We start from the raw sequence: 20,028 nt of genomic DNA on the forward strand, positions 1-20,028 counted from the left end.
GTGCAATACAGGCAGGCTGACTTGTCGGTCAATCAGCGTACACCATCGTTAACTGGACCACAGCGAATCTATTCATAGGCTTACAGACACAAAAAAGCCCGCATGGCTTGTGCCGTGCGGGCTTTCAGGACTTCAGCGGACAATTCTGGTATCGCCGCGAAAGAATTTTGGTGGAGCTGGCGGGAGTTGAACCCGCGTCCGAAATTACTACACCGTCGGCACTACATGCTTAGTCAGTTTTTACATTCGCCGGTTAGCTGCGAACAGACACGCCACTAACAGACTATCCTGATTGGATTTAACGCTTCAACCCCAGGCAAGGCATCCACGCGATCTCTTTTGGGTTTGACCTCTCTTGATCCCCGTCTTAAGAGCGGAAGCTAGGGAGAGAGGGCTCAGAGCAGGTTATTAAGCTGCTAAAGCGTAGTTTTCGTCGTTTGCGACTATTTTTTTGCGGCTTTTTACGAGGCAAACCGCCCCTCGGCATGCTCCTAAGGCTTCACAATCCCGTCGAGTCCAGAATCAGCCCCAGAACTTCAAATACTAGCAACTAAACAGCTTAAAATCCAGTGGTTAGCGCGCTGAATTCTTCATAATACGTGCTTTATCCAGCTTCCATTCGCGGTCTTTGATATCGTCGCGCTTGTCGTGCTCTTTCTTACCGCGTGCAACACCAATCTTCAGTTTGCACCAGGCGTTCTTCCAGTACAGCGACAGCGCCACGATGGTATAACCTTCGCGATTAACGCGGCCATAAAGGGAGTCAAGTTCACGTTGCTTCAGCAGCAGCTTGCGGCTGCGCGTCGGGTCACAGACTACATGGCTGGAGGCAACGGCTAAGGGTTGAAAGGTTGAACCGAACAGAAAGGCTTCGCCATCGCGCAGCAGAATATAGCTGTCGCTGATGTTGGCTTTACCGGCACGAAGCGATTTCACTTCCCATCCTTGTAACGATAATCCCGCCTCATACTCCTCTTCAATGAAGTATTCATGACGGGCGCGTTTGTTCATGGCAATAGTGGCAGAACCGGGTTTGTGTGCTTTTTTCTTTGTCATAGTGCGGCGTATTTTACATCACTTAGTCGGTTATCGCATCCCCAGTCCAGCAGGGCGGCAGGAAACGGGATATTCTAGCACACCCTTACTCAGGGACATTTTTGTTTAATCGCTGAAAATGCTATTATTCAGCGGTTTCGTGATGAACAGGAACCATTATGGCTCAGATTAGTCGTTCGGCGCTGGTCCCGTTTAGTGCCGGGCAGATGTACCAACTTGTAAATGATGTGGATGCCTATCCGCAATTCCTGCCGGGTTGCACGGGTAGTCGCGTACTGGATGCGTCTGAAAATGAGATGACTGCATCGGTGGACGTGTCGAAAGCGGGCATCAGCAAAACATTTACCACCCGCAACACACTGACCGACAACCAGAGCATTCACATGCAGCTGGTTGACGGGCCGTTCCGCAAGCTGACCGGCGGCTGGAAGTTCGTCTCGCTGGGAGATGACGCCTGCAAGGTTGAGCTCAGCCTGGAGTTCGAATTCACCAATATGCTGGTTGAGATGGCCTTTGGACGCATCTTCAAAGAGCTGGCTAACAGCATGGTGCAGGCGTTCACTCAGCGCGCCAAAGAGGTCTACCGTGCCTGATATCAGCGTCGAGGTGGTCTATGCGCTGCCCGATAAGCAGTATCAGCGCTATGTAAAGGTGGAGCAGGGCAGCACGGTCGAACAGGCCATCAGAGAATCCGGATTACTTGAGCTGCGTCGTGAGATCGATCTCGCCAGCAACAAAGTCGGCGTCTATAGCCGACCGGTGAAACTGGATGACGTGATAAACGAAGGCGATCGTATTGAGATTTATCGTCCGCTGATAGCCGACCCGAAAGAGTTGCGGCGTCAGCGCGCAGAGCGTGCGGCGGAAAGCAAAAAGTAGGGCAGTGTTGCGCCAGTACTGGCGGACAACGGCCATAAAAAAAGGCGCTCAGTGCGCCTTTTTGCTGTCTGTCGTGCAGACTATCCGGGATGCAGACGGCCTGCTGTTCGATCAGTTGCCGCTCTGGGAGAGATTCTGCTTGTTATCGATATGAGTCAGTACACCGTTGCCATCAAAGGTCAGCGTCAGCGTCTGCTGTTTCACATCTTCATGACCCGGTTCCTGACGGAAAATGTAATACCAGACGTTGCTGCCGAACGGATCTTTCATCATCGGTGTGCCCAGCGTATAGGCCACCTGCTGCTGTGTCATGCCGTTATGGATCTTGGCCACATCGTTGGCAACCAGGTAGTTGCCCTGGTTGATATCAGGACGATAGACCACGCGCTCTAAGGTGGAACATCCGGCGGTCATCATTAACATTACCACTGCCGCGGCAGTCAGCGTTTTACAGCGCATCTAAACATTCCTTTTCCGGGGCCAAACGCCTTTTACAGGCGATTTTCTTGCCATCAAAATCTGAACTCTGCCTGCGGCAGGCTTTATTACTCTGGCGACATAAGTGCCGATGATAATAAACCTTTTCGCTGTTGGAAACCTCTACAGAGCAAGCTTAAGACCACGGTAGGTTAAAAAAGTGCGCTGCTAGGCGGCTAAAAGTTCTTTTGCGTTCGCCAGGGTATTGCGGGTGACCTCGCTGCCGCCCAGCAGTCGTGCCAGTTCCTGCAGACGCGCCCGCTTGTCCAGCGGCTGCATGTGCGTTTCGGTCATCTCGCCATCGGTCTCTTTACTCACAAAGAAGTGCTGGTGACCGCAACCGGCGACCTGCGGCAGGTGAGTCACACACATCACCTGCGTGGATTCGCCCAGCTGACGCAGCAGTTTACCGACTACCGCAGCGGTTGGCCCGCTGATCCCGACATCGACTTCATCGAAAATCATCGCCGGGGTTTCCATTTTCTTCGCGGTGATCACCTGAATCGCCAGCGCTATACGGGACAGCTCACCACCGGAGGCGACTTTGCCCAGCGGCTGCAGCGGCTGACCCGGGTTAGTCGTCACCTGGAAATCGACGCGGCTGGCGCCGTCTGCGGTGAGCTGATCCGGGTTAAAGGTCAGGACGATGCGGAACTGGCCGTGCGGCATGGAGAGCAGATGCATACTCTGCGTAATCAGCTGCTGCAGTTCATCGGCATAGTGGCCGCGCTGCTGATGCAGCTGCTCCGCGCTTTTCAGTGCGGCCTGATAGTGCTCGCCAACCAGCGACTGCAGGCTCTCCTGGTCGCTCTCATGCTGCGACAGCAGCTCGGCCTCGGCCAGCAGCTGTTGGTGCAGTTCTGGCAGACCTTCAGGCGTGACGTGATGCTTGCGCGCCAGGGCAATCTGACGCGAAATACGCTGTTCCAGCTCATACAGGCGGTTCGGATCCAGATCCAGACTGTCACAGTAGTGGCGCAGTTCGTCGCTGGCTTCGCTCAGCTGAATGGCTGCCTCTTCCAGCAGGTTATGAACTCCATTGAGCTTCTCATCCAGTGAGGTGAGTTCAGCGATCATCTCACGCGCGCTGTAGAGCAGGCTGTGAAGGTTGTTGTCATCGCTGTCGGCTAACAGCTGCAGTGCCTGCTGACTGGTAGAGAGCAGCTGTCCACTGTTGGCCAGACGCTTGTACTCTTCATCAATCTGCTCATATTCGCCCTGCTGCGGCGCAAAATCATTCAGCTCTTTTAGCTGATACTGCAGCAGCTCGCGACGCGCTTCGCGCTCCTGCGCCTGCTGCTGATGCAGCGCCAGAGTCCGGCAGCTCTGATGCCAGGTCTGATAGCTGGCGCGCATCCGCTGCAGCAGATCGTCGTGACCGGCATAGGCATCCAGCAGATGTTTCTGGTGATCGGATTTAGTCAGAAGCTGATGGGCGTGCTGACCGTGGATCTGAATCAGTAACTGGCCCAGATCGCGCAGCTGAGAAAGCGGCACGGCCGTTCCGTTAATAAAGCCACGGGAACGACCATCCGCGCTGATGACGCGGCGCAGCAGACACTCGTTGCCGTCATCCAGTTGATTTTCTGTCAGCCAGCGCTGAGCGGAAGGAGAGGACTTAAGCTGAAAGCGGGCGCAGAGATCGGCCCGGCTGGCACCCTGACGCACCATATCGGCATCAGCACGACCGCCCAGACATAATCCCAGCGCATCGATAGCAATGGACTTACCGGCACCGGTCTCACCCGTGATTGCTGTCATACCGCGTTGGAAATCAATGTCGAGCTCACGAACGATAGCAAAGTTACTGATGGTCAGTTGGGCCAGCATAGGTTCACCTGTATGGAAAAACAGATATGGTTTTTCATACAGTATAAACTGGTTTTTTATCCAGTAAAGAGGGGAGGCCGGTTTTCAGAACAATTTTTTTGACCAGCCCAGCTTAGAGCTCAGCGTATTGAAATAGCTGTAATTTTTCGGGTGAATCAGGTTGAGATGATGGGCGCTGCGCCGGATAAGCACATCCTCACCTTCCTGAATCGGCAGTGCGATCTGACTGTCGCAGCTGATCTCCAGGTCACTGCGGCGCGAAGAAAAGCGCAGACGAATGGTACTGCTGCTGTTGATTACCAGCGGTCGCGCCGACAGCGTATGCGGGAACATTGGCACCAGCACAATGGCTTCCAGAGACGGCGTCAGAATCGGTCCGCCAGCGGAAAGCGAGTAGGCCGTTGAGCCGGTCGGCGTTGAGATAATCAGTCCGTCGGAGCGTTGAGAAAACGCAAACACTTCATCGATATAGACTTCAAATTCGATCATGTGCGCGACTTTACCGGGATGCAGCACTACCTCGTTGATGGCTGAACCGATGCGCGGTGAGCAGTCCGATTTGCACACCTGCGCTTCCAGCAGAAAGCGGCTTTCGACGAAATAGTTGCCCTGCAACACCTCATCCAGCTGCTGCTGCGCATTGTCCGGATCCAGGTCAGTCAGAAAGCCCAGATTACCGCGGTTAATGCCGATCACTTTGATGTCATAGCGCGCCAGCACCCGCGCCGCGCCGAGCATGTTGCCGTCACCGCCGACCACAACGGCTAAATCAGCCTGCTGACCAATCTCCGCCAGCGTGCCCGTTTCTACGTCGTGAAGCGACAGCTCCTGGGCAATCTGCTTCTCAACGATCACTTGATAACCTTTGGCTGTCAGCCAGCGCCAGAGCATCTCATGCGTGGTTAACGCGGTGGGATGGCGCGGATGACCCACAATACCAATGCAGTTAAAGTGTTTGTTCATCTGGTCGGTGTTCCTTATAAGCCAAAACGGCAAGGCAATGTGATAGGTTCCCTTGAATCCGTCATACCAATCCCCATAATAAGCCAACCAGCGAAATGAATGTGCAAAACGCGGAGAAATTCATGAGTAGTAAAGAACAGAACACCCCAAACGAGCAAGTCTCAGACGAAATTCAGCAGGATCAGCAGCAACCTCAGGAAGCGGAGACAGCAACAGAGGTGGATCCGCGTGATGAGCGTATTGCTCAGCTCGAAGCTGAATTAGCGCAGTCGCAGATCGGTGTACGCGATGCCCAGCTGCGTGCGCAGGCTGAAATCGAGAACATTCGTCGTCGTACCGAGATGGACGTTGAGAAGGCGCACAAGTTTGCGCTGGAAAAGTTTGCCAACGAACTGCTGCCGGTTATCGACAGCCTGGAACGTGCGCTGGAAGTGGCTAACAAAGAAGACCCTCAGCTGGCGTCGATGATCGAAGGGATCGAGCTGACCCTGAAAGGCCTGCTGGGTGCCGTGCGTAAGTTCGGCGTCGAAGTGGTCGGGGAAACGGGTGTGCCGTTCAACCCGGAAGTGCATCAGGCGATGTCGATGATGGAGTCTGAAGAGTTCGAGCCGAACCATGTCATGCTGGTGATGCAGCGTGGCTATACGCTGAATGGCCGCCTGCTGCGTCCGGCGATGGTTGCGGTGTCTAAAGCCAAAGGCTGATTGATCGCTGAATCCTGTCACACGGCCGCGCACTGACGCGGCCGTGTGCTTTCTGCCGTTAAGCCGGTAAGACCGGCGTCCAGTCTACCGGCTTTTTGCCGGCAGCGGTCAGCAGTTCATTGGTCGTGGAAAAGTGTTTACTGCCAAAGAAGCCGCGATGCGCGGAGAGCGGCGAGGGATGCGGCGCCTGCAGCACATGATGACGCTGACGATCGATGATGCTGCCTTTCTTCTGGGCATGAGAGCCCCACAGCAGGAAAATCACACCTTCACGGTGCGCATTGATCGCCGCGATCACGTTGTCCGTAAACGTCTCCCAGCCGAATTTCGCATGCGAATGCGCCTTCCCCGCCTCAACGGTTAACACCGTGTTCAGCAGCAGCACGCCCTGTTTAGCCCAGCTTTCGAGAAAACCGTGGTCAGGCTTTTCAAAGCCGGGAATATCCTGCACCAGCTCTTTGTAGATATTCTGCAGTGATGGCGGCACCTGAACACCGGGCAGCACCGAGAAGGCCAGACCGTGCGCCTGATTGGGACCGTGATAAGGGTCCTGACCCAGGATGACGACGTTGACATCGCCCAGCTCCGTCAGGCGGAAAGCATTGAAAACGTCTTTCTGCGGCGGATAGACGGTCACGCCCGCCGCACGTCGATCGGCGACCTGTTTCAGCGTTTCGACAAAATAGGGTTTCTCTTTCTCTTCGGCCAGCACATCGTGCCAGGTCAGCTTCTCAGCCATATTCAACTCCCTTAACGTTATTGTCCGTAAGCTTAGCGGTTCCGCGCAGAGAGCAGAAGGTAAAATAATTTTGATTAATACAAATTAAGTTGAAGGCGAAGATGATGGAAGATCAAGACGTTAGCCCAAAATGCCTTTTTATGGCCGGCCGATGTTGATACAGGTCAAAGCTGCACGCAATGAAGGGTGGTATACCGGGGCCTCTTAATCAGCTTATTCATCTATTACCCGGGAGACGCAATCATGATCACTGGAATCCAGATTACGCAATGCAGCAATCCACAATTACTGAACTCATTCTGGCTGCTGGATGAAGAGAAAGGCGAAGCTCGCTGCCTTTGTGCTAAAGCGGGCTATGAAGAAGATCAGGTTGTCGCCATCCGTGAACTGGGCGAATTCTCATATCGTGAGGTGCCGGTTGAAATTAAGCCTCAGGTTCGTGTGGAAGGCGGACAACATCTGAATGTCAACGTTCTGCGCCGCGAAACGCTGGAAGATGCCATTAAGCATCCTGAAAATTATCCGCAGCTGACTATCCGTGTTTCAGGCTATGCGGTGCGCTTTAATTCCCTGACGCCAGAGCAGCAGCGCGACGTTATTACCCGTACTTTTACAGAAAGCCTTTAAGTGCCCGGGTTAAAGGGGTGCTGAAAAAGCGCGCAAAGCACACACAGCAATTATTCATTGATAAATTAAGGGGATAGGGAGTTTGAGGCCGGATGTCTGACCTCTACTCTCATCAGGCGTGAACGTTGAGCGAAAAAACAGGCTGAAAGGGCTGTTACGCGCTGTTAAATAAAAAAAATCGCCTCCTGTGAGGCGATTTTTTTATTACGGCGACGATTTATTCTGCATTCCCGCTCGCCGGTGTCGTGCCGCTTGCCTTGCGACGTTTGCCGACATTTTTAGCGTCACGATGACGTTTCTTCACGCGGGGTTTTTCCGTTTCGCTCGCTTTCTTCTCTGCACGCTTCGCCAGTGCCTTTTTCGACGGTTTTCCGGTGGTTTTAGGGCTAGGCGCGCGCGTCACCGGGCGCAGCTCATCAATCACACGCGCTTTGATAGGCTCGTTCACGTAACGGGTGATTTTGCCCAGCAGAACGAAGTCGTGCGCTTCGACCAGCGAAATGGCGATGCCTTTACGGCCCGCGCGACCCGTACGGCCGATGCGGTGCAGATAGGTGTCAGCAGTGCGTGGCATGTCGTAGTTAAAGACATGGCTGACATCCTCAACATCGATACCGCGCGCGGCGACATCAGTCGCCACCAGCACGTTAACGCGGCCTTCACTCAGACGCTTAATCGCTTCGTTACGCTTGGCCTGCACCATTTCGCCTTCGAGATAGCTGGTGCGAATCCCCGCTTCATGCAGCCAGCTCACCAGCTCATGCAGACGTTCACGTTTGCGCACGAAAACAATGCTGCGCGTGACATCGGGCTGTTTCAGCAGATGAACCAGTAATTTGGTCTTGTGCTCCAGATCGTCCGCGCGGTAGTACCACTGCTGGATCTTTTTGCGTTCGCGGCGGCTCGGATCGGCCTCCAGCTCCACCGGGTCGTTGAGCAGACGCTCAGCGAAGTCGCGGATATTGTCGCCTTCCAGCGTGGCGGAAAAGAGCAGGGTCTGTTTGCGCCAGCGGGTTTCAGCCGCAATGGTTTCGATATCCTGGGCAAAGCCCATATCGAGCATACGGTCTGCTTCATCCAGCACCAGCGTCTCAACGGCGCGGCAGTCGAAGTTCTCTTCTTTGATGTACTGCAGCAGGCGACCGGTGGTCGCGACCACGATGTCCTGGTTTTCGCTGAACACTTCAGCGTGGTTCATATAGGCCACGCCGCCCGTGATGGTGGCGATATCCAGATGGGTATGTTTTGCCAGCTCACGCGCATGGTCGGCAACCTGCATCGCCAGTTCGCGTGTCGGGGTCACAATCAGGATGCGTGGCGGGCCGGACTTCTTGCGCGGAAAATCAAGCAAATGCTGCAAGGCCGGTAACAGATACGCGGCCGTTTTCCCGGTCCCGGTAGGTGCCGAACCCAGAACATCGCGGCCCTCCAGTGCGGGCGGAATTGCAGCAGCCTGGATCACTGTTGGGCGCGTAAAGCCTTTTTCCTGCAACGCTTGTAGCAGGCTTTCGTCAAGTTCGAGTTCGGAAAATGTGGTTACTGTCATGGTCTACCTCAGTTTGGGGCGCTGATTATAGACAGATCAGACTGAATCTTCATCTGTTAATCCGTTTCGGCTGTACCCGGCGTTGTCTGTTGCGTGAAATCACGCTGCTGTCACGTTACACTCATGCGCTGCCAGACGGCAGGAAAAATCGATGGTAGTGACGAATGATGCAGGATAAGCCGCGCAAACGGCCACAGTTAAACAATAACGGATTTACCTTTAAACAATTTTTTGTGGCGCACGATCGCTGTGCGATGAAAGTGGGCACCGATGCCATCCTGCTGGGGGCCTGGGCACCGGTTGCCAGCGTCAGGCGCATTCTTGATATCGGCAGCGGCAGCGGGCTGATCGCGCTGATGCTGGCGCAGCGCACGCCGTCACAGGTCGCCATTGATGCCGTTGAACTGGATGCCGACGCCGCGCAGCAGGCGCAGGAAAATGTGCAGCTCTCCCCCTGGCCTGATCGCATCTCGGTTTATCAGCAGGATATCGCCAGCTGGGCGGAAGCGTGCGATAAACGTTATTCGCTGATTGTCAGCAATCCGCCCTATTTTGCGCCTGGCGTGGCCTGCTCCAGCGTGGCCCGCGACAGCGCCCGTGCCACGGCCTCGCTGGACCATCAGACGCTGTTACGCAGTGCGGCGCTACTGATCGAAGAGGAGGGGATGTTCTGCGTGGTGCTGCCCGTCGACATTGGTCAGACATTTATCACCCTGGCGCAGGCCGACGGCTGGCATCTGCGTTTCCGGCTGGATGTGGCTGAATATGCTCATCGTCCGCCACACCGCGTCGTGCTGGGGCTCTCGCCGCAGGCCGGGGAAACGCTGCTGGAGCGTCTCGCTATCCGTGCGCCCGACACCCGCTATTCGGATGAGTGGTGCGGCCTGACGCAGGCGTTCTACCTCTTTATGTAGCCAGAAGGGGCCAGCACGGTCGGCAGCGCCTCCGGCAGTAATGCCGGATAGTCGCGGATAAAGTGCAGGCCACGACTCTCCTTGCGCGCCAGCGCACAGCGCACCATCAGTTCTGCTACCTGCACCAGGTTCCGCAGCTCCAGCAGATTATTGGAGAGGCGGAAATGACGATAATATTCATCTATCTCCTGCTGAAGCAGCGTAATGCGGCGTAATGCCCGTTCCAGTCGCCGGGTCGTGCGGACAATCCCGACGTAATCCCACATGAAAAGCCGCAGCTCGTGCCAGTTGTGCTGGATCACCACGCGCTCATCCGCATCATCCACCTGACTCTCATCCCAGGCGGGCAGTTCCGCAACGGCCTCAATGGCGGGCAGGGTACGCATCAGCTCTTCGGCTGCGGACCAGCCATAGACCAGACACTCCAGCAGCGAATTGGACGCCATGCGGTTCGCGCCATGCAGGCCGGTATAGCTCACTTCGCCGATGGCGAAAAGACCACTGACATCAGTCTGTCCATGCTGATCCACGACCACACCGCCACAGGTATAGTGCGCGGCAGGCACAATCGGGATTGGCTCTCTGGTGAGATCAAAGCCAAAGGTCAGCAGCTTCTCGTAGATCATCGGGAAATGCGCGCGGACAAAAGCTTCAGGCTGGTGGCTGATATCCAGATACATACAGTCGACGCCAAGCCGCTTCATCTCATGGTCGATAGCCCGGGCGACGATATCGCGCGGGGCCAGCTCCGCGCGTTCATCAAAGTCGGGCATAAAGCGGCTGCCGTCGGGACGTAACAGCCAGGCTCCTTCGCCGCGCAATGCTTCGGTTAACAGGAAATTCTGCGCCTGGGGATGAAACAGACAGGTCGGATGAAACTGGTTGAACTCCAGATTAGCGACCCGACAGCCGGCGCGCCACGCCATCGCAATGCCATCACCGGAGGCGATATCGGGGTTGGTTGTGTATTGATAGACTTTGGCCGCACCGCCGGTGGCGACCACCACGGCCCGCGCCTGGCAGGTTTCAACCTGCTCGCGGTTCCGGTTCCAGATCCAGGCCCCGATTACCCGGCGAGGGCCAGGCAGGCCACTTTTGTCTGAGAGGATCAGATCGACCGCGTTGGTGCGCTCCAGAATCCGGATGTTGGGGTGGCTCAGCGCCTGGCTTACCAGGGTGGTTTCCACCGCGTGACCGGTGGCGTCAGCGCTGTGCAGGATACGGCGATGGCTATGGCCGCCTTCGCGCGTCAGGTGATAACGCATGTCGCCCGCCGCCTGAGGATCGAGGTCGAAGGCCACGCCATTGTCGATCAACCATTGCACGCAGTGGCGCGCATTGCTGGCCACAAAGGAGACGGCCTCGCGATCGCACAGCCCTGCGCCGGCAATCAGCGTATCTTCAATGTGGGACTCGATGCTGTCCGTCTCATCAAATACGGCTGCAATACCGCCCTGCGCATAGAGGGTTGAGCCCTCATTAACCTGCGCTTTACTGAGAACCGTTACCTGATACTGTCTGGCCAGCCGTAACGCCAGCGACAGTCCGGCAGCACCGCTGCCGACAATCAAAACATCACACTGATAATCCGGGGTTGTTTTTATCATAATGTTTAATTTACTAAACAAGGACTGGTCTGAGCATAAGCCGGAACGGGTATTCTGTGAAGTATTTTAAACAGGCGGCGGGGCTTTTCGGCGGAGGTATTCCTGAAATTGCTGGTAATCAAGGAGTTAAAACAGCACGTCTGCTCATTTTGTTTTTTATAGCAAACACATAAAACCTGATTGATTTAATGATGAAAAAGCTGTCGTCATAGGTTAATCTGCCTGCGATTTGTGCTCCTTACACTGAACGAAAACGAACAACCCGTGTAGCGGCCACTGGAGCAGTAAATATCAGGGCGAAAAGTGAACTTCGCACCACATCACAACTCTAAGCGCATGCTTGCTCAGAATAATGAGATGTGCTGGCAGTTACTTTATGCATTTAGAATTTGGGGAGACATTACCTCGGATGAGCGAGCAGTTAACGGATCAGGTCCTTGTCGAGCGGGTACAGAAGGGAGATCAAAAGGCGTTTAACTTACTGGTGATTCGTTACCAGCACAAAGTGGCGAGTTTGGTTTCACGCTATGTTCCTTCGGGCGACGTACCAGACGTTGTACAGGAATCCTTTATTAAAGCGTATCGCGCGCTGGACTCATTCCGGGGCGATAGCGCGTTTTATACCTGGCTGTACCGCATTGCGGTTAACACAGCGAAAAATTACCTGGTTGCTCAGGGGCGACGTCCGCCATCCAGTGACGTGGATGCAATTGATGCGGAAAATTTCGAAAGTGCGAGTGCATTAAAAGAAATTTCGAACCCTGAGAACTTAATGTTGTCTGACGAATTGAAACAAATTGTCTTTCGTACCATCGAGGCGCTACCCGAGGATTTGCGTATGGCAATCACCCTCAGGGAACTGGACGGTCTGAGTTATGAAGAGATCGCCGTCATCATGGATTGCCCGGTAGGCACTGTTCGATCACGTATATTTCGTGCACGAGAGGCCATTGATAACAAAGTTCAACCGCTTATCCAACGTTAGTGATAACGGCTACTGGAAGGGTACACAGGCATGCAGAAAGAAAAACTTTCCGCTTTAATGGATGGTGAAACCTTAGATAACGAGCTGTTTTCCGCCTTATCTAAGGACGCAGAATTACAGAAAAGCTGGGCGAGCTATCATCTCATTCGTGACACGATGCGCGGCGATGTCGGCGAGCAGCTGCATTTTGATATCTCTGCGCGCGTCGCGGCCGCCATTGAAAAAGAACCGCTGCGTACGGTAACCACGCTGATTCCGGAAGCTCAGCCAGAACCTTCCCGCTGGGAAAAAATGCCCTTCTGGAAAAAAGCGCGTCCATGGGCTGCACAGTTGACGCAGGTGGGCGTTGCGGCCTGTGTTTCTCTGGCGGTGATTGTTGGCGTTCAGCACTACAACCAGCCGCAGGGTAGCGCCACACAGACGTCTGACTCACCGGTTTTTAACACGCTGCCGATGATGGGCAAAGCCTCGCCGGTCAGCCTGGGTGTGCCTTCTGATGCGTTTGATACCAACAGCGCGAATCAGCAGGTTCAGGACCAGCGTCGTCGTGTAAATGCTATGCTGCAGGATTATGAACTCCAGCGTCGTCTGCATGCGGATCAGCTGCAGTTTGAAACCAGTGCGCCAAAACAGGCACAGGTTGATGTTCCCGGCAACCAGTCATTAGGACAGCAGCAGCAGTAATGAAGCCGCTTTGGTATGCTGTTAGCCTGCTGGCAGGCAGCCTGTTATGGTCATCTGCAGCCCCGGCGCAAAATTCTGCGTCCGGGGCGCTATTACAGCAGATGGAACAGGCGAGCCAGAACCTCAACTACGAATTCGCCTATATCAACGTCTCACGCATCGGCATTGAATCGCTGCGTTATCGTCACGCGGTGATCGATAACCGGATATTTGCGCAGCTGCTGCAGATGGACGGGCCGCGTCGGGAAGTGATCCAGCGTGGCAACGATATCAGCTACTTCGAACCCGGACTCGATCCCTTTTCCCTCCCTGGCACGCATATTATCGATGCATTACCTTCGGTGATTTTTGCTGATTTCGGCAGGCTTTCTTCTGCCTATGATTTCATCACTGTTGGTCGTTCGCGCATCGCCGATCAGATGTGCGATGTGCTGCGCATCGTGTCGCGTGATGGCACCCGCTACAGTTATGTGGTCTGGCTGGATGTGGATACCCGGCTGCCGCTGCGCATCGATCTGCTCGATCGCGATGGCGAAACGCTGGAGCAGTTCCGCGTCATCAGCTTTGCGGTGGATGAGGGGGTGCGTAACCTGATGCAGGGACTGGAAAAGGCAAATCTGCCGCCGTCGCTCTCCGTGCCGAAAGGCGACGCGGTGACGCTCAGCTGGCAGCCAGGCTGGCTACCCGCCGGGATGTCGCTGGTATCGCAGAACCGTCGTACGCTGCCGGGACTGAATAAAAATATGGAGTCGAAGCTCTACAGCGATGGCCTGTTTAGCTTTGCGATTAACGTGACGCCAGCCGATAAAACCAGCAATACGCAGACATTGCGCACTGGGCGTCGCACAGTCCAGACCGTTGTGCGCAATAATAGCGAAATTGCGGTGATCGGCGAATTGCCGCCATCCACTGCCAAACGCATTGCAGACAGCATTGATCTGGGGTCACAAAAATGATGAGAGAATGGGCCACCGTGGTGGCATGGCAGGATGGCATCGCCACGCTGCACACTGAAGCAAAAACCTCCTGCAACAGCTGCCAGGCACGTAAAGGCTGCGGCAGCCACATGCTCAACAAGCTCGGCCCAAAGAATGCGCACGTCATGCAGATCGCCAGCAGCAAACCACTGCAGCCGGGACAGCGTATCGAACTGGGCATTAAGGAGAGCAGCCTGCTCGGGTCAGCACTGCTGGTCTACATGACACCGCTTTTTGGGCTTTTCCTGCTGGCGGGCCTGTTTCAGTCGCTCTTCGGCAGCGATCTGGCGGCTGCCTGTGGCGCACTGCTGGGCGGTGTCGGTGGCTTCATCGTCGCCAAAGGTGTTTCGATGAAATTTGGCGACCGCGAAGCCTTTCAGCCCGTCATTCTCAACATCGCCTTGCCGCCCGATGCGCTGCGCGTTGAAAGCGAAGCGTAACCTGTGTCCAGGCCGCGCCTCCCGCGGCCTTTGTCTGTTCTGCCCTGCGCAGATTTCTGTTTCGCTTCCACCACGTTCCATTCTTTTATGCGCGGCGTTAACAGTGTAATATGCGTCGTCATTAATGAGGCTGACAGGATTGTGGGTAAAGAGCGATCTTCCTGAATGTGTCTGTGCTCAGATTTTAAACTGAATTTTAAGCGAAGATATCTCAATAAATGAAGCACATAAGAAATTTCTCCATCATCGCTCACATCGACCATGGCAAATCTACGCTCTCTGACCGCCTTATTCAGATTTGTGGTGGCCTCACTGACCGTGAGATGGCTGCGCAGGTTCTCGATTCAATGGATCTGGAGCGTGAGCGTGGCATTACCATCAAAGCCCAGAGCGTGACACTCGATTATCACGCGCAAGACGGCGAAACTTACCAGCTCAATTTCATCGATACTCCGGGCCACGTCGACTTCTCTTACGAGGTCTCCCGCTCACTGGCAGCCTGTGAAGGCGCACTGCTGGTGGTGGATGCGGGTCAGGGTGTTGAAGCGCAGACACTGGCGAACTGCTACACCGCGATGGAGATGGATCTGGAAGTGGTGCCGGTTCTGAACAAGATTGACCTGCCTGCCGCCGATCCTGAGCGCGCCGCGCAGGAGATTGAAGATATCGTCGGTATCGATGCCGCCGATGCCGTGCGCTGTTCCGCCAAGACCGGCGTAGGCGTACCGGATGTGCTGGAACGCCTGGTACGGGATATTCCACCGCCGGAAGGCGATCCTGATGGCCCGCTGCAGGCACTGATCATTGACTCCTGGTTCGATAACTACCTGGGTGTCGTCTCGCTGGTGCGCGTGAAAAACGGCACCATGCGCAAGGGCGATAAGATCAAAGTCCTGAGCACCGGTCAGACCTACAACGCTGACCGTCTGGGGATCTTTACGCCAAAACAGGTCGATCGCACTGAACTGAAATGCGGTGAAGTGGGCTGGCTGGTCTGCGCCATCAAAGACATCCTCGGCGCGCCTGTGGGCGATACGCTGACCACCGCGCGTAATCCGGCAGACAAAGCGTTGCCAGGCTTTAAAAAAGTGAAGCCGCAGGTCTATGCCGGTCTGTTCCCGATCAGCTCTGATGACTATGAAGCTTTCCGTGACGCGCTCGGCAAACTGAGCCTGAACGACGCCTCGCTGTTCTATGAGCCAGAAAGCTCAACGGCGCTGGGCTTTGGCTTCCGCTGCGGCTTCCTGGGTCTGCTGCACATGGAGATCATTCAGGAGCGTCTGGAGCGCGAATACGATCTTGATCTGATCACTACGGCACCAACGGTCGTGTATGAAGTCATGACCACCAGTGGTGAAGTCGTGTATGTCGACAGCCCCTCTAAGCTGCCGCCGCTGAACAACATCGAAGAGCTGCGTGAGCCGATTGCGGAATGTCACATGCTGCTGCCGCAGGAGTATCTGGGCAACGTCATCACGCTCTGTATTGAGAAGCGTGGCGTGCAGACCAACATGGTTTATCACGGCAAGCAGGTTGCGCTGACGTACGAAATTCCGATGGCAGAAGTGGTGCTCGACTTCTTCGACCGTCTGAAATCAACGTCACGCGGTTACGCCTCGCTGGATTACAACTTCAAACGCTTCCAGCCTTCTGACATGGTGCGCGTTGACGTTTTGATTAACTCTGAGCGTGTGGATGCGCTGGCGCTGATTACTCACCGCGACAACGCGCCTTATCGCGGACGCGATCTGGTTGAGAAGATGAAAGATCTCATCCCTCGTCAGCAGTTCGACATCGCGATTCAGGCGGCCATCGGCAACCACATCATCGCGCGTTCAACGGTGAAACAGTTGCGCAAAAACGTGCTGGCCAAATGTTATGGCGGCGATGTCAGTCGTAAGAAGAAACTGTTGCAGAAACAGAAAGATGGTAAGAAGCGCATGAAGCAGGTAGGTAACGTTGAGCTGCCACAGGAAGCGTTCCTCGCCATTCTGCATGTCGGTAAGGACAGCAAATAAGGATTTCTGATGGCTAACATGTTCGCCCTGATTCTGGCGATAGCGACGCTGATTACTGGCATCGTCTGGGTTATTGATCGCTTTAAATGGGCGCCTGAGCGTCGTGCGAAACAGGCGGCGGCCCAGGCGCAGACCGGTAATGCACTCGACAGCAAAACGCTGGCGAAGGTCTCTTCTCAGCCTGGCTGGGTTGAAACCACCGCTTCCGTGTTTCCGGTGCTGGCTGTGGTTTTCATCGTGCGTTCGTTTATCTATGAACCTTTCCAGATCCCGTCGGGTTCGATGATGCCGACCCTGCTGATTGGCGACTTTATCCTGGTGGAGAAGTTTGCCTACGGCATAAAGGATCCCATTACCCAGACCACGCTGATCCCAACCGGTCAGCCAAAACGCGGTGATATCGCGGTATTCAAATACCCGAAAGATCCGAGTCTGGACTATATTAAGCGCGTTATTGGCCTGCCGGGCGACAAAGTCATCTATGATCCTTACAGCAAAACGCTGACGGTGAAACCAGCCTGTTCTGACGAAAAAGCCTGCGTGTCGGCGTTACCGGTGACCTACACTGACGTTCGGCCGAGCAACTTTATTCAGACCTTCAGCGGCTTTGATGGCAACGAAACCGGCAATGGCTTCTATCAGGTGCCGCAGGGCGATACGCTGCGCGGCGGACTGCGCCTGGGAACCCGTAAAGAGACGATCGGCAACGTCACACATGACATTCTGCTGGTTAACGAAGCGCAGAGTCAGGCGGGCATGTATTATCAGCAGCCAGGTCAGCCGCAGGCGACCTGGGTGGTGCCGAAAGGGCAATACTTTATGATGGGCGACAACCGCGATAACAGCGCAGACAGCCGTTACTGGGGCTTTGTCCCGGAACGTAATCTGGTGGGTAAAGCGGTGGCTATCTGGATGAGCTTTGAAAAACAAGAAGGGCAGTGGCCAACCGGCGTGCGATTCAGTCGCATTGGCGGTATCCACTAAATTATTGTCTGATTAACAGGCAAATCGGGTGGCCTCCTCAGGGAGGCCACTGCACACCAAACGGAACGTGCTGGAATGTCAGCCCCGTTTGGTATGCAGAGTCACAGACGCAACAAAGAACTGGAATCGCATGAACCCCATCCTGATTAACAAGCTTCAGCGCAAACTGGGCTACACTTTTACTCATTCGGAACTGTTACAGCAGGCCCTGACTCACCGCAGCGCCAGCAGTAAGCACAATGAACGCCTGGAGTTTCTTGGCGACTCCATTCTTAGCTATGTGATTGCGAATGCGCTTTATCACCGCTTCCCACGGGTTGATGAAGGTGACATGAGCCGCATGCGTGCCACGCTGGTGCGCGGTAACACGCTGGCGGAGATGGCGCGCGAATTCGATCTCGGCGAGTGCCTGCGTTTAGGGCCGGGCGAGCTGAAAAGCGGCGGTTTCCGTCGCGAATCGATTCTGGCCGATACGGTGGAAGCGCTGATTGGCGGTATCTTCCTCGACAGCAGTATCGAACGGGTCGAGCAGCTGATCCTCGACTGGTATCAGACCCGCCTCGACGAAATCAGTCCGGGCGACAAGCAAAAAGATCCGAAAACGCGACTGCAGGAGTATCTGCAGGGACGTCATCTGCCGCTGCCCAGTTATCTGGTGGTGCAGGTCCGTGGCGAAGCCCACGATCAGGAATTTACCATTCACTGTCAGGTGAGTGGCATGGCCGAGCCGGTTGTCGGTGTCGGCTCCAGCCGCCGTAAAGCTGAGCAGGCAGCAGCGGAACAGGCGCTGATAAAACTAGGTCTCGAATAGCTCTGCCGGCGTCCGCTGTGGCGTGATTACACCGGATGCAGAGCTGTCCCGGCGTCAGCAGACGCTGAATGACACACGATTTAAATAGCACTCTTTCGGCGTCTTTTCAGGCGCTGAACAATTCAGGACTCGAATGAGCGAAAACGTTACTTATTGCGGCTTTGTCGCGATTGTTGGCCGACCCAACGTCGGTAAATCCACCTTACTGAACCAGTTGCTGGGGCAGAAGGTGTCGATCACCTCACGCAAGCCGCAAACCACGCGTCACCGCATCATGGGCATTCACACCGAGGGTGACTATCAGGCGATCTACGTCGACACCCCCGGTCTGCACATGGAAGAGAAGCGCGCGATTAACCGTCTGATGAACCGCGCTGCCAGCAGTTCAATCGGCGACGTCGAGCTGGTGATCTTCGTGGTCGAAGGCACGCGCTGGACACCCGATGATGAGATGGTGTTGAACAAACTGCGCGGCAACAAGGTGCCGGTGGTACTGGCGGTCAACAAGGTTGACAACATCCAGGATAAAACTGTCCTGCTGCCGCATCTGCAGTTCCTCAGTCAGCAGATGAACTTCCTTGATATCGTGCCAATCTCGGCGGAAAGCGGCAAGAACGTCGACACCATCGCGGCGATTACCCGTAAGCATCTGCCGCAGGCCGATCATCACTTCCCGGAAGATTACATCACCGACCGCTCTCAGCGTTTCATGGCCTCAGAGATAATCCGCGAGAAACTGATGCGCTTCCTGGGCGCTGAGCTGCCTTACTCTGTCACAGTGGAAATCGAGCGTTTCGTCACTAACGAACGTGGCGGCTATGACATCCATGGCCTGATTCTGGTTGAGCGCGAAGGCCAGAAGAAGATGGTGATTGGCAACAAAGGTGCCAAAATCAAAGTTATCGGCACCGAAGCGCGCAGGGATATGGAAGAGATGTTTGAAGCTAAAGTGCATCTCGAACTGTGGGTGAAAGTGAAATCCGGTTGGGCAGACGACGAACGTGCGCTGCGTAGCCTGGGTTATACAGACGATCTCTGATTCAATGGAAGGCTGGCAACGCGCCTTTGTGCTGCATAGTCGTCCCTACAGCGAAACCAGTCTGCTGCTCGACCTGTTCAGCGAAAGCGAAGGGCGGGTGCGGGTGCTGGCCAAGGGCGCCCGGTCGCGGCGCTCGCAGCTGAAAGGTGCGTTACAGCCCTTTACCCCGCTGCTGGTGCGCTGGAGCGGGCGCGGTGAAGTCAAAACCCTGCGCAATGCCGAAGCGGTGTCGCTGGCTTTACCGCTCAGCGGCATTACGCTCTACTGCGGTCTTTACGTCAATGAGCTGGTCTCCCGCGTGCTGCAGCAGGAGTTTCCCTTCTCCGAACTCTTCTTTGATTATCTTAACTGCCTCCAGGCGTTAGCCTCTACTCACGGCCAGCCGGAACCGGCGCTGCGCCGTTTCGAACTGGCGCTGCTCGGTCATCTGGGATACGGCGTCGATTTCCTGCACTGCGCCGGCAGCGGCGAACCGGTCACCGATGAGATGACTTACAGCTACCGTGAAGAGCGCGGATTTATCGCCAGCCTGGTGGTAGGGCAGCGCAGCTTTACCGGCCGCGAACTGCGCGCCCTGTATGAGCGGGATTTTCCGGACGCCGCCACGCTGCGCGCCGCCAAGCGATTTACCCGCATCGCCCTGAAGCCCTATCTGGGCGGCAAGCCGCTGAAAAGTCAGGAGCTGTTCCGCCAGTTTGTCCCGAAGAAAAAGCCTGAACAGGCAGATGAATAGCGCGGGTTGTACCGC

At 55.3% G+C, this 20,028-nt stretch carries 21 protein-coding genes and 1 other RNA gene; 14 read left to right on the plus strand and 8 right to left on the minus strand.

What is annotated here, in order from left to right; genetic code table 11:
- Positions 1-168 precede the first annotated feature (168 nt).
- Both ssrA and smpB read right to left on the minus strand, forming a co-directional pair.
- Positions 169-530, minus strand: a transfer-messenger RNA (tmRNA) gene (ssrA, locus tag RT657_RS14955).
- 43 nt (positions 531-573) lie between these two features.
- A complete protein-coding gene (gene smpB / locus RT657_RS14960; RefSeq protein WP_111140615.1) occupies positions 574-1,056 on the minus strand; it encodes an SsrA-binding protein SmpB in 483 nt (160 codons plus the stop codon).
- A 158-nt stretch (positions 1,057-1,214) separates the two neighbouring features.
- Here smpB and RT657_RS14965 point away from each other — a divergent pair, with 158 nt between their 5' ends.
- Complete coding sequence (locus tag RT657_RS14965; protein ID WP_111140614.1) at positions 1,215-1,649, plus strand: type II toxin-antitoxin system RatA family toxin; 435 nt, start codon at positions 1,215-1,217, stop codon at positions 1,647-1,649.
- Entirely contained in the window at positions 1,642-1,935 is a 294-nt protein-coding gene (locus RT657_RS14970; protein ID WP_313655402.1) for an RnfH family protein, read from the plus strand. Before RT657_RS14965 ends, RT657_RS14970 begins: the two co-directional genes overlap by 8 nt.
- A 111-nt stretch (positions 1,936-2,046) precedes the next feature.
- Here the strand turns inward: RT657_RS14970 and bamE are convergent, their stop codons facing one another.
- The 3 genes from bamE to nadK all read right to left on the minus strand — a co-directional run bounded on the left by bamE (position 2,047) and on the right by nadK (position 5,205).
- The gene (bamE, locus tag RT657_RS14975; RefSeq protein WP_313655403.1) at positions 2,047-2,394 is read right to left on the minus strand and encodes an outer membrane protein assembly factor BamE; all 348 of its coding nucleotides are present in this window, start codon (positions 2,392-2,394) and stop codon (positions 2,047-2,049) included.
- A 186-nt stretch (positions 2,395-2,580) separates the two neighbouring features.
- Entirely contained in the window at positions 2,581-4,242 is a 1,662-nt protein-coding gene (recN, locus tag RT657_RS14980) for a DNA repair protein RecN (RefSeq protein ID WP_313655404.1), read from the minus strand.
- A gap of 84 nt (positions 4,243-4,326) precedes the next feature.
- Positions 4,327-5,205 (minus strand): NAD(+) kinase, encoded by an 879-nt coding sequence (nadK, locus tag RT657_RS14985; protein ID WP_313655405.1) that lies wholly within the window; start codon positions 5,203-5,205, stop codon positions 4,327-4,329.
- 122 nt (positions 5,206-5,327) lie between these two features.
- Between nadK and grpE the strand changes: the two genes are divergently transcribed.
- On the plus strand, positions 5,328-5,909 hold the full coding sequence (grpE, locus tag RT657_RS14990; RefSeq protein ID WP_313655407.1) for a nucleotide exchange factor GrpE: 582 nt from the start codon (positions 5,328-5,330) through the stop codon (positions 5,907-5,909).
- Positions 5,910-5,967: 58 nt separating this feature from the next.
- Here the strand turns inward: grpE and ung are convergent, their stop codons facing one another.
- Positions 5,968-6,648, minus strand: a complete 681-nt coding sequence (gene ung / locus RT657_RS14995) for a uracil-DNA glycosylase (protein WP_313655409.1) — start codon at positions 6,646-6,648, stop codon at positions 5,968-5,970.
- Between the two features lie 243 nt (positions 6,649-6,891).
- Here ung and grcA point away from each other — a divergent pair, with 243 nt between their 5' ends.
- A complete protein-coding gene (gene grcA / locus RT657_RS15000; protein WP_313655410.1) occupies positions 6,892-7,275 on the plus strand; it encodes an autonomous glycyl radical cofactor GrcA in 384 nt (127 codons plus the stop codon).
- Positions 7,276-7,492: 217 nt separating this feature from the next.
- Here grcA and srmB read toward each other — a convergent pair whose 3' ends face one another.
- A complete protein-coding gene (srmB, locus tag RT657_RS15005; protein WP_313655411.1) occupies positions 7,493-8,821 on the minus strand; it encodes an ATP-dependent RNA helicase SrmB in 1,329 nt (442 codons plus the stop codon).
- A gap of 164 nt (positions 8,822-8,985) precedes the next feature.
- Here srmB and trmN point away from each other — a divergent pair, with 164 nt between their 5' ends.
- A complete protein-coding gene (gene trmN, locus RT657_RS15010; protein ID WP_313655412.1) occupies positions 8,986-9,735 on the plus strand; it encodes a tRNA(1)(Val) (adenine(37)-N(6))-methyltransferase TrmN in 750 nt (249 codons plus the stop codon).
- Here the strand turns inward: trmN and nadB are convergent.
- The gene (gene nadB / locus RT657_RS15015) at positions 9,720-11,342 is read right to left on the minus strand and encodes an L-aspartate oxidase (protein ID WP_313655414.1); all 1,623 of its coding nucleotides are present in this window, start codon (positions 11,340-11,342) and stop codon (positions 9,720-9,722) included. The two genes, trmN and nadB, sit on opposite strands and share 16 nt — an antisense overlap.
- 409 nt (positions 11,343-11,751) lie before the next feature.
- Here nadB and rpoE point away from each other — a divergent pair, with 409 nt between their 5' ends.
- The 9 genes from rpoE (at position 11,752) to recO (ending at position 20,013) form a co-directional block, all read left to right on the plus strand.
- On the plus strand, positions 11,752-12,327 hold the full coding sequence (gene rpoE / locus RT657_RS15020; RefSeq protein ID WP_111139166.1) for an RNA polymerase sigma factor RpoE: 576 nt from the start codon (positions 11,752-11,754) through the stop codon (positions 12,325-12,327).
- A 30-nt stretch (positions 12,328-12,357) separates the two neighbouring features.
- Positions 12,358-13,011, plus strand: coding sequence for an anti-sigma-E factor RseA (gene rseA / locus RT657_RS15025; protein ID WP_313655417.1), 654 nt, complete (start codon positions 12,358-12,360; stop codon positions 13,009-13,011).
- Positions 13,011-13,967: a sigma-E factor regulatory protein RseB gene (gene rseB, locus RT657_RS15030; RefSeq protein ID WP_313655418.1), complete on the plus strand. Its 957-nt coding sequence runs from the start codon at positions 13,011-13,013 to the stop codon at positions 13,965-13,967. Before rseA ends, rseB begins: the two co-directional genes overlap by 1 nt.
- Entirely contained in the window at positions 13,964-14,428 is a 465-nt protein-coding gene (gene rseC / locus RT657_RS15035; RefSeq protein WP_313655419.1) for a SoxR-reducing system protein RseC, read from the plus strand. The genes rseB and rseC overlap by 4 nt, the downstream gene beginning before the upstream one ends.
- A 218-nt stretch (positions 14,429-14,646) precedes the next feature.
- Positions 14,647-16,446: a translation elongation factor 4 gene (lepA, locus tag RT657_RS15040; protein ID WP_313655421.1), complete on the plus strand. Its 1,800-nt coding sequence runs from the start codon at positions 14,647-14,649 to the stop codon at positions 16,444-16,446.
- Between the two features lie 9 nt (positions 16,447-16,455).
- The gene (gene lepB, locus RT657_RS15045) at positions 16,456-17,430 is read left to right on the plus strand and encodes a signal peptidase I (protein WP_313655423.1); all 975 of its coding nucleotides are present in this window, start codon (positions 16,456-16,458) and stop codon (positions 17,428-17,430) included.
- Between the two features lie 130 nt (positions 17,431-17,560).
- Positions 17,561-18,241 carry a ribonuclease III gene (rnc, locus tag RT657_RS15050; RefSeq protein ID WP_010257656.1) on the plus strand — a complete coding sequence of 227 codons (681 nt, stop codon included), beginning with the start codon at positions 17,561-17,563 and terminating at the stop codon, positions 18,239-18,241.
- A 133-nt stretch (positions 18,242-18,374) separates the two neighbouring features.
- On the plus strand, positions 18,375-19,280 hold the full coding sequence (era, locus tag RT657_RS15055; protein WP_313655424.1) for a GTPase Era: 906 nt from the start codon (positions 18,375-18,377) through the stop codon (positions 19,278-19,280).
- A gap of 4 nt (positions 19,281-19,284) precedes the next feature.
- Entirely contained in the window at positions 19,285-20,013 is a 729-nt protein-coding gene (gene recO / locus RT657_RS15060) for a DNA repair protein RecO (protein WP_313655425.1), read from the plus strand.
- Positions 20,014-20,028: the final 15 nt, after the last annotated feature.

The sequence above is a fragment of the Pantoea sp. genome, from assembly GCF_032114055.1.
Lineage (GTDB): Bacteria > Pseudomonadota > Gammaproteobacteria > Enterobacterales > Enterobacteriaceae > Pantoea.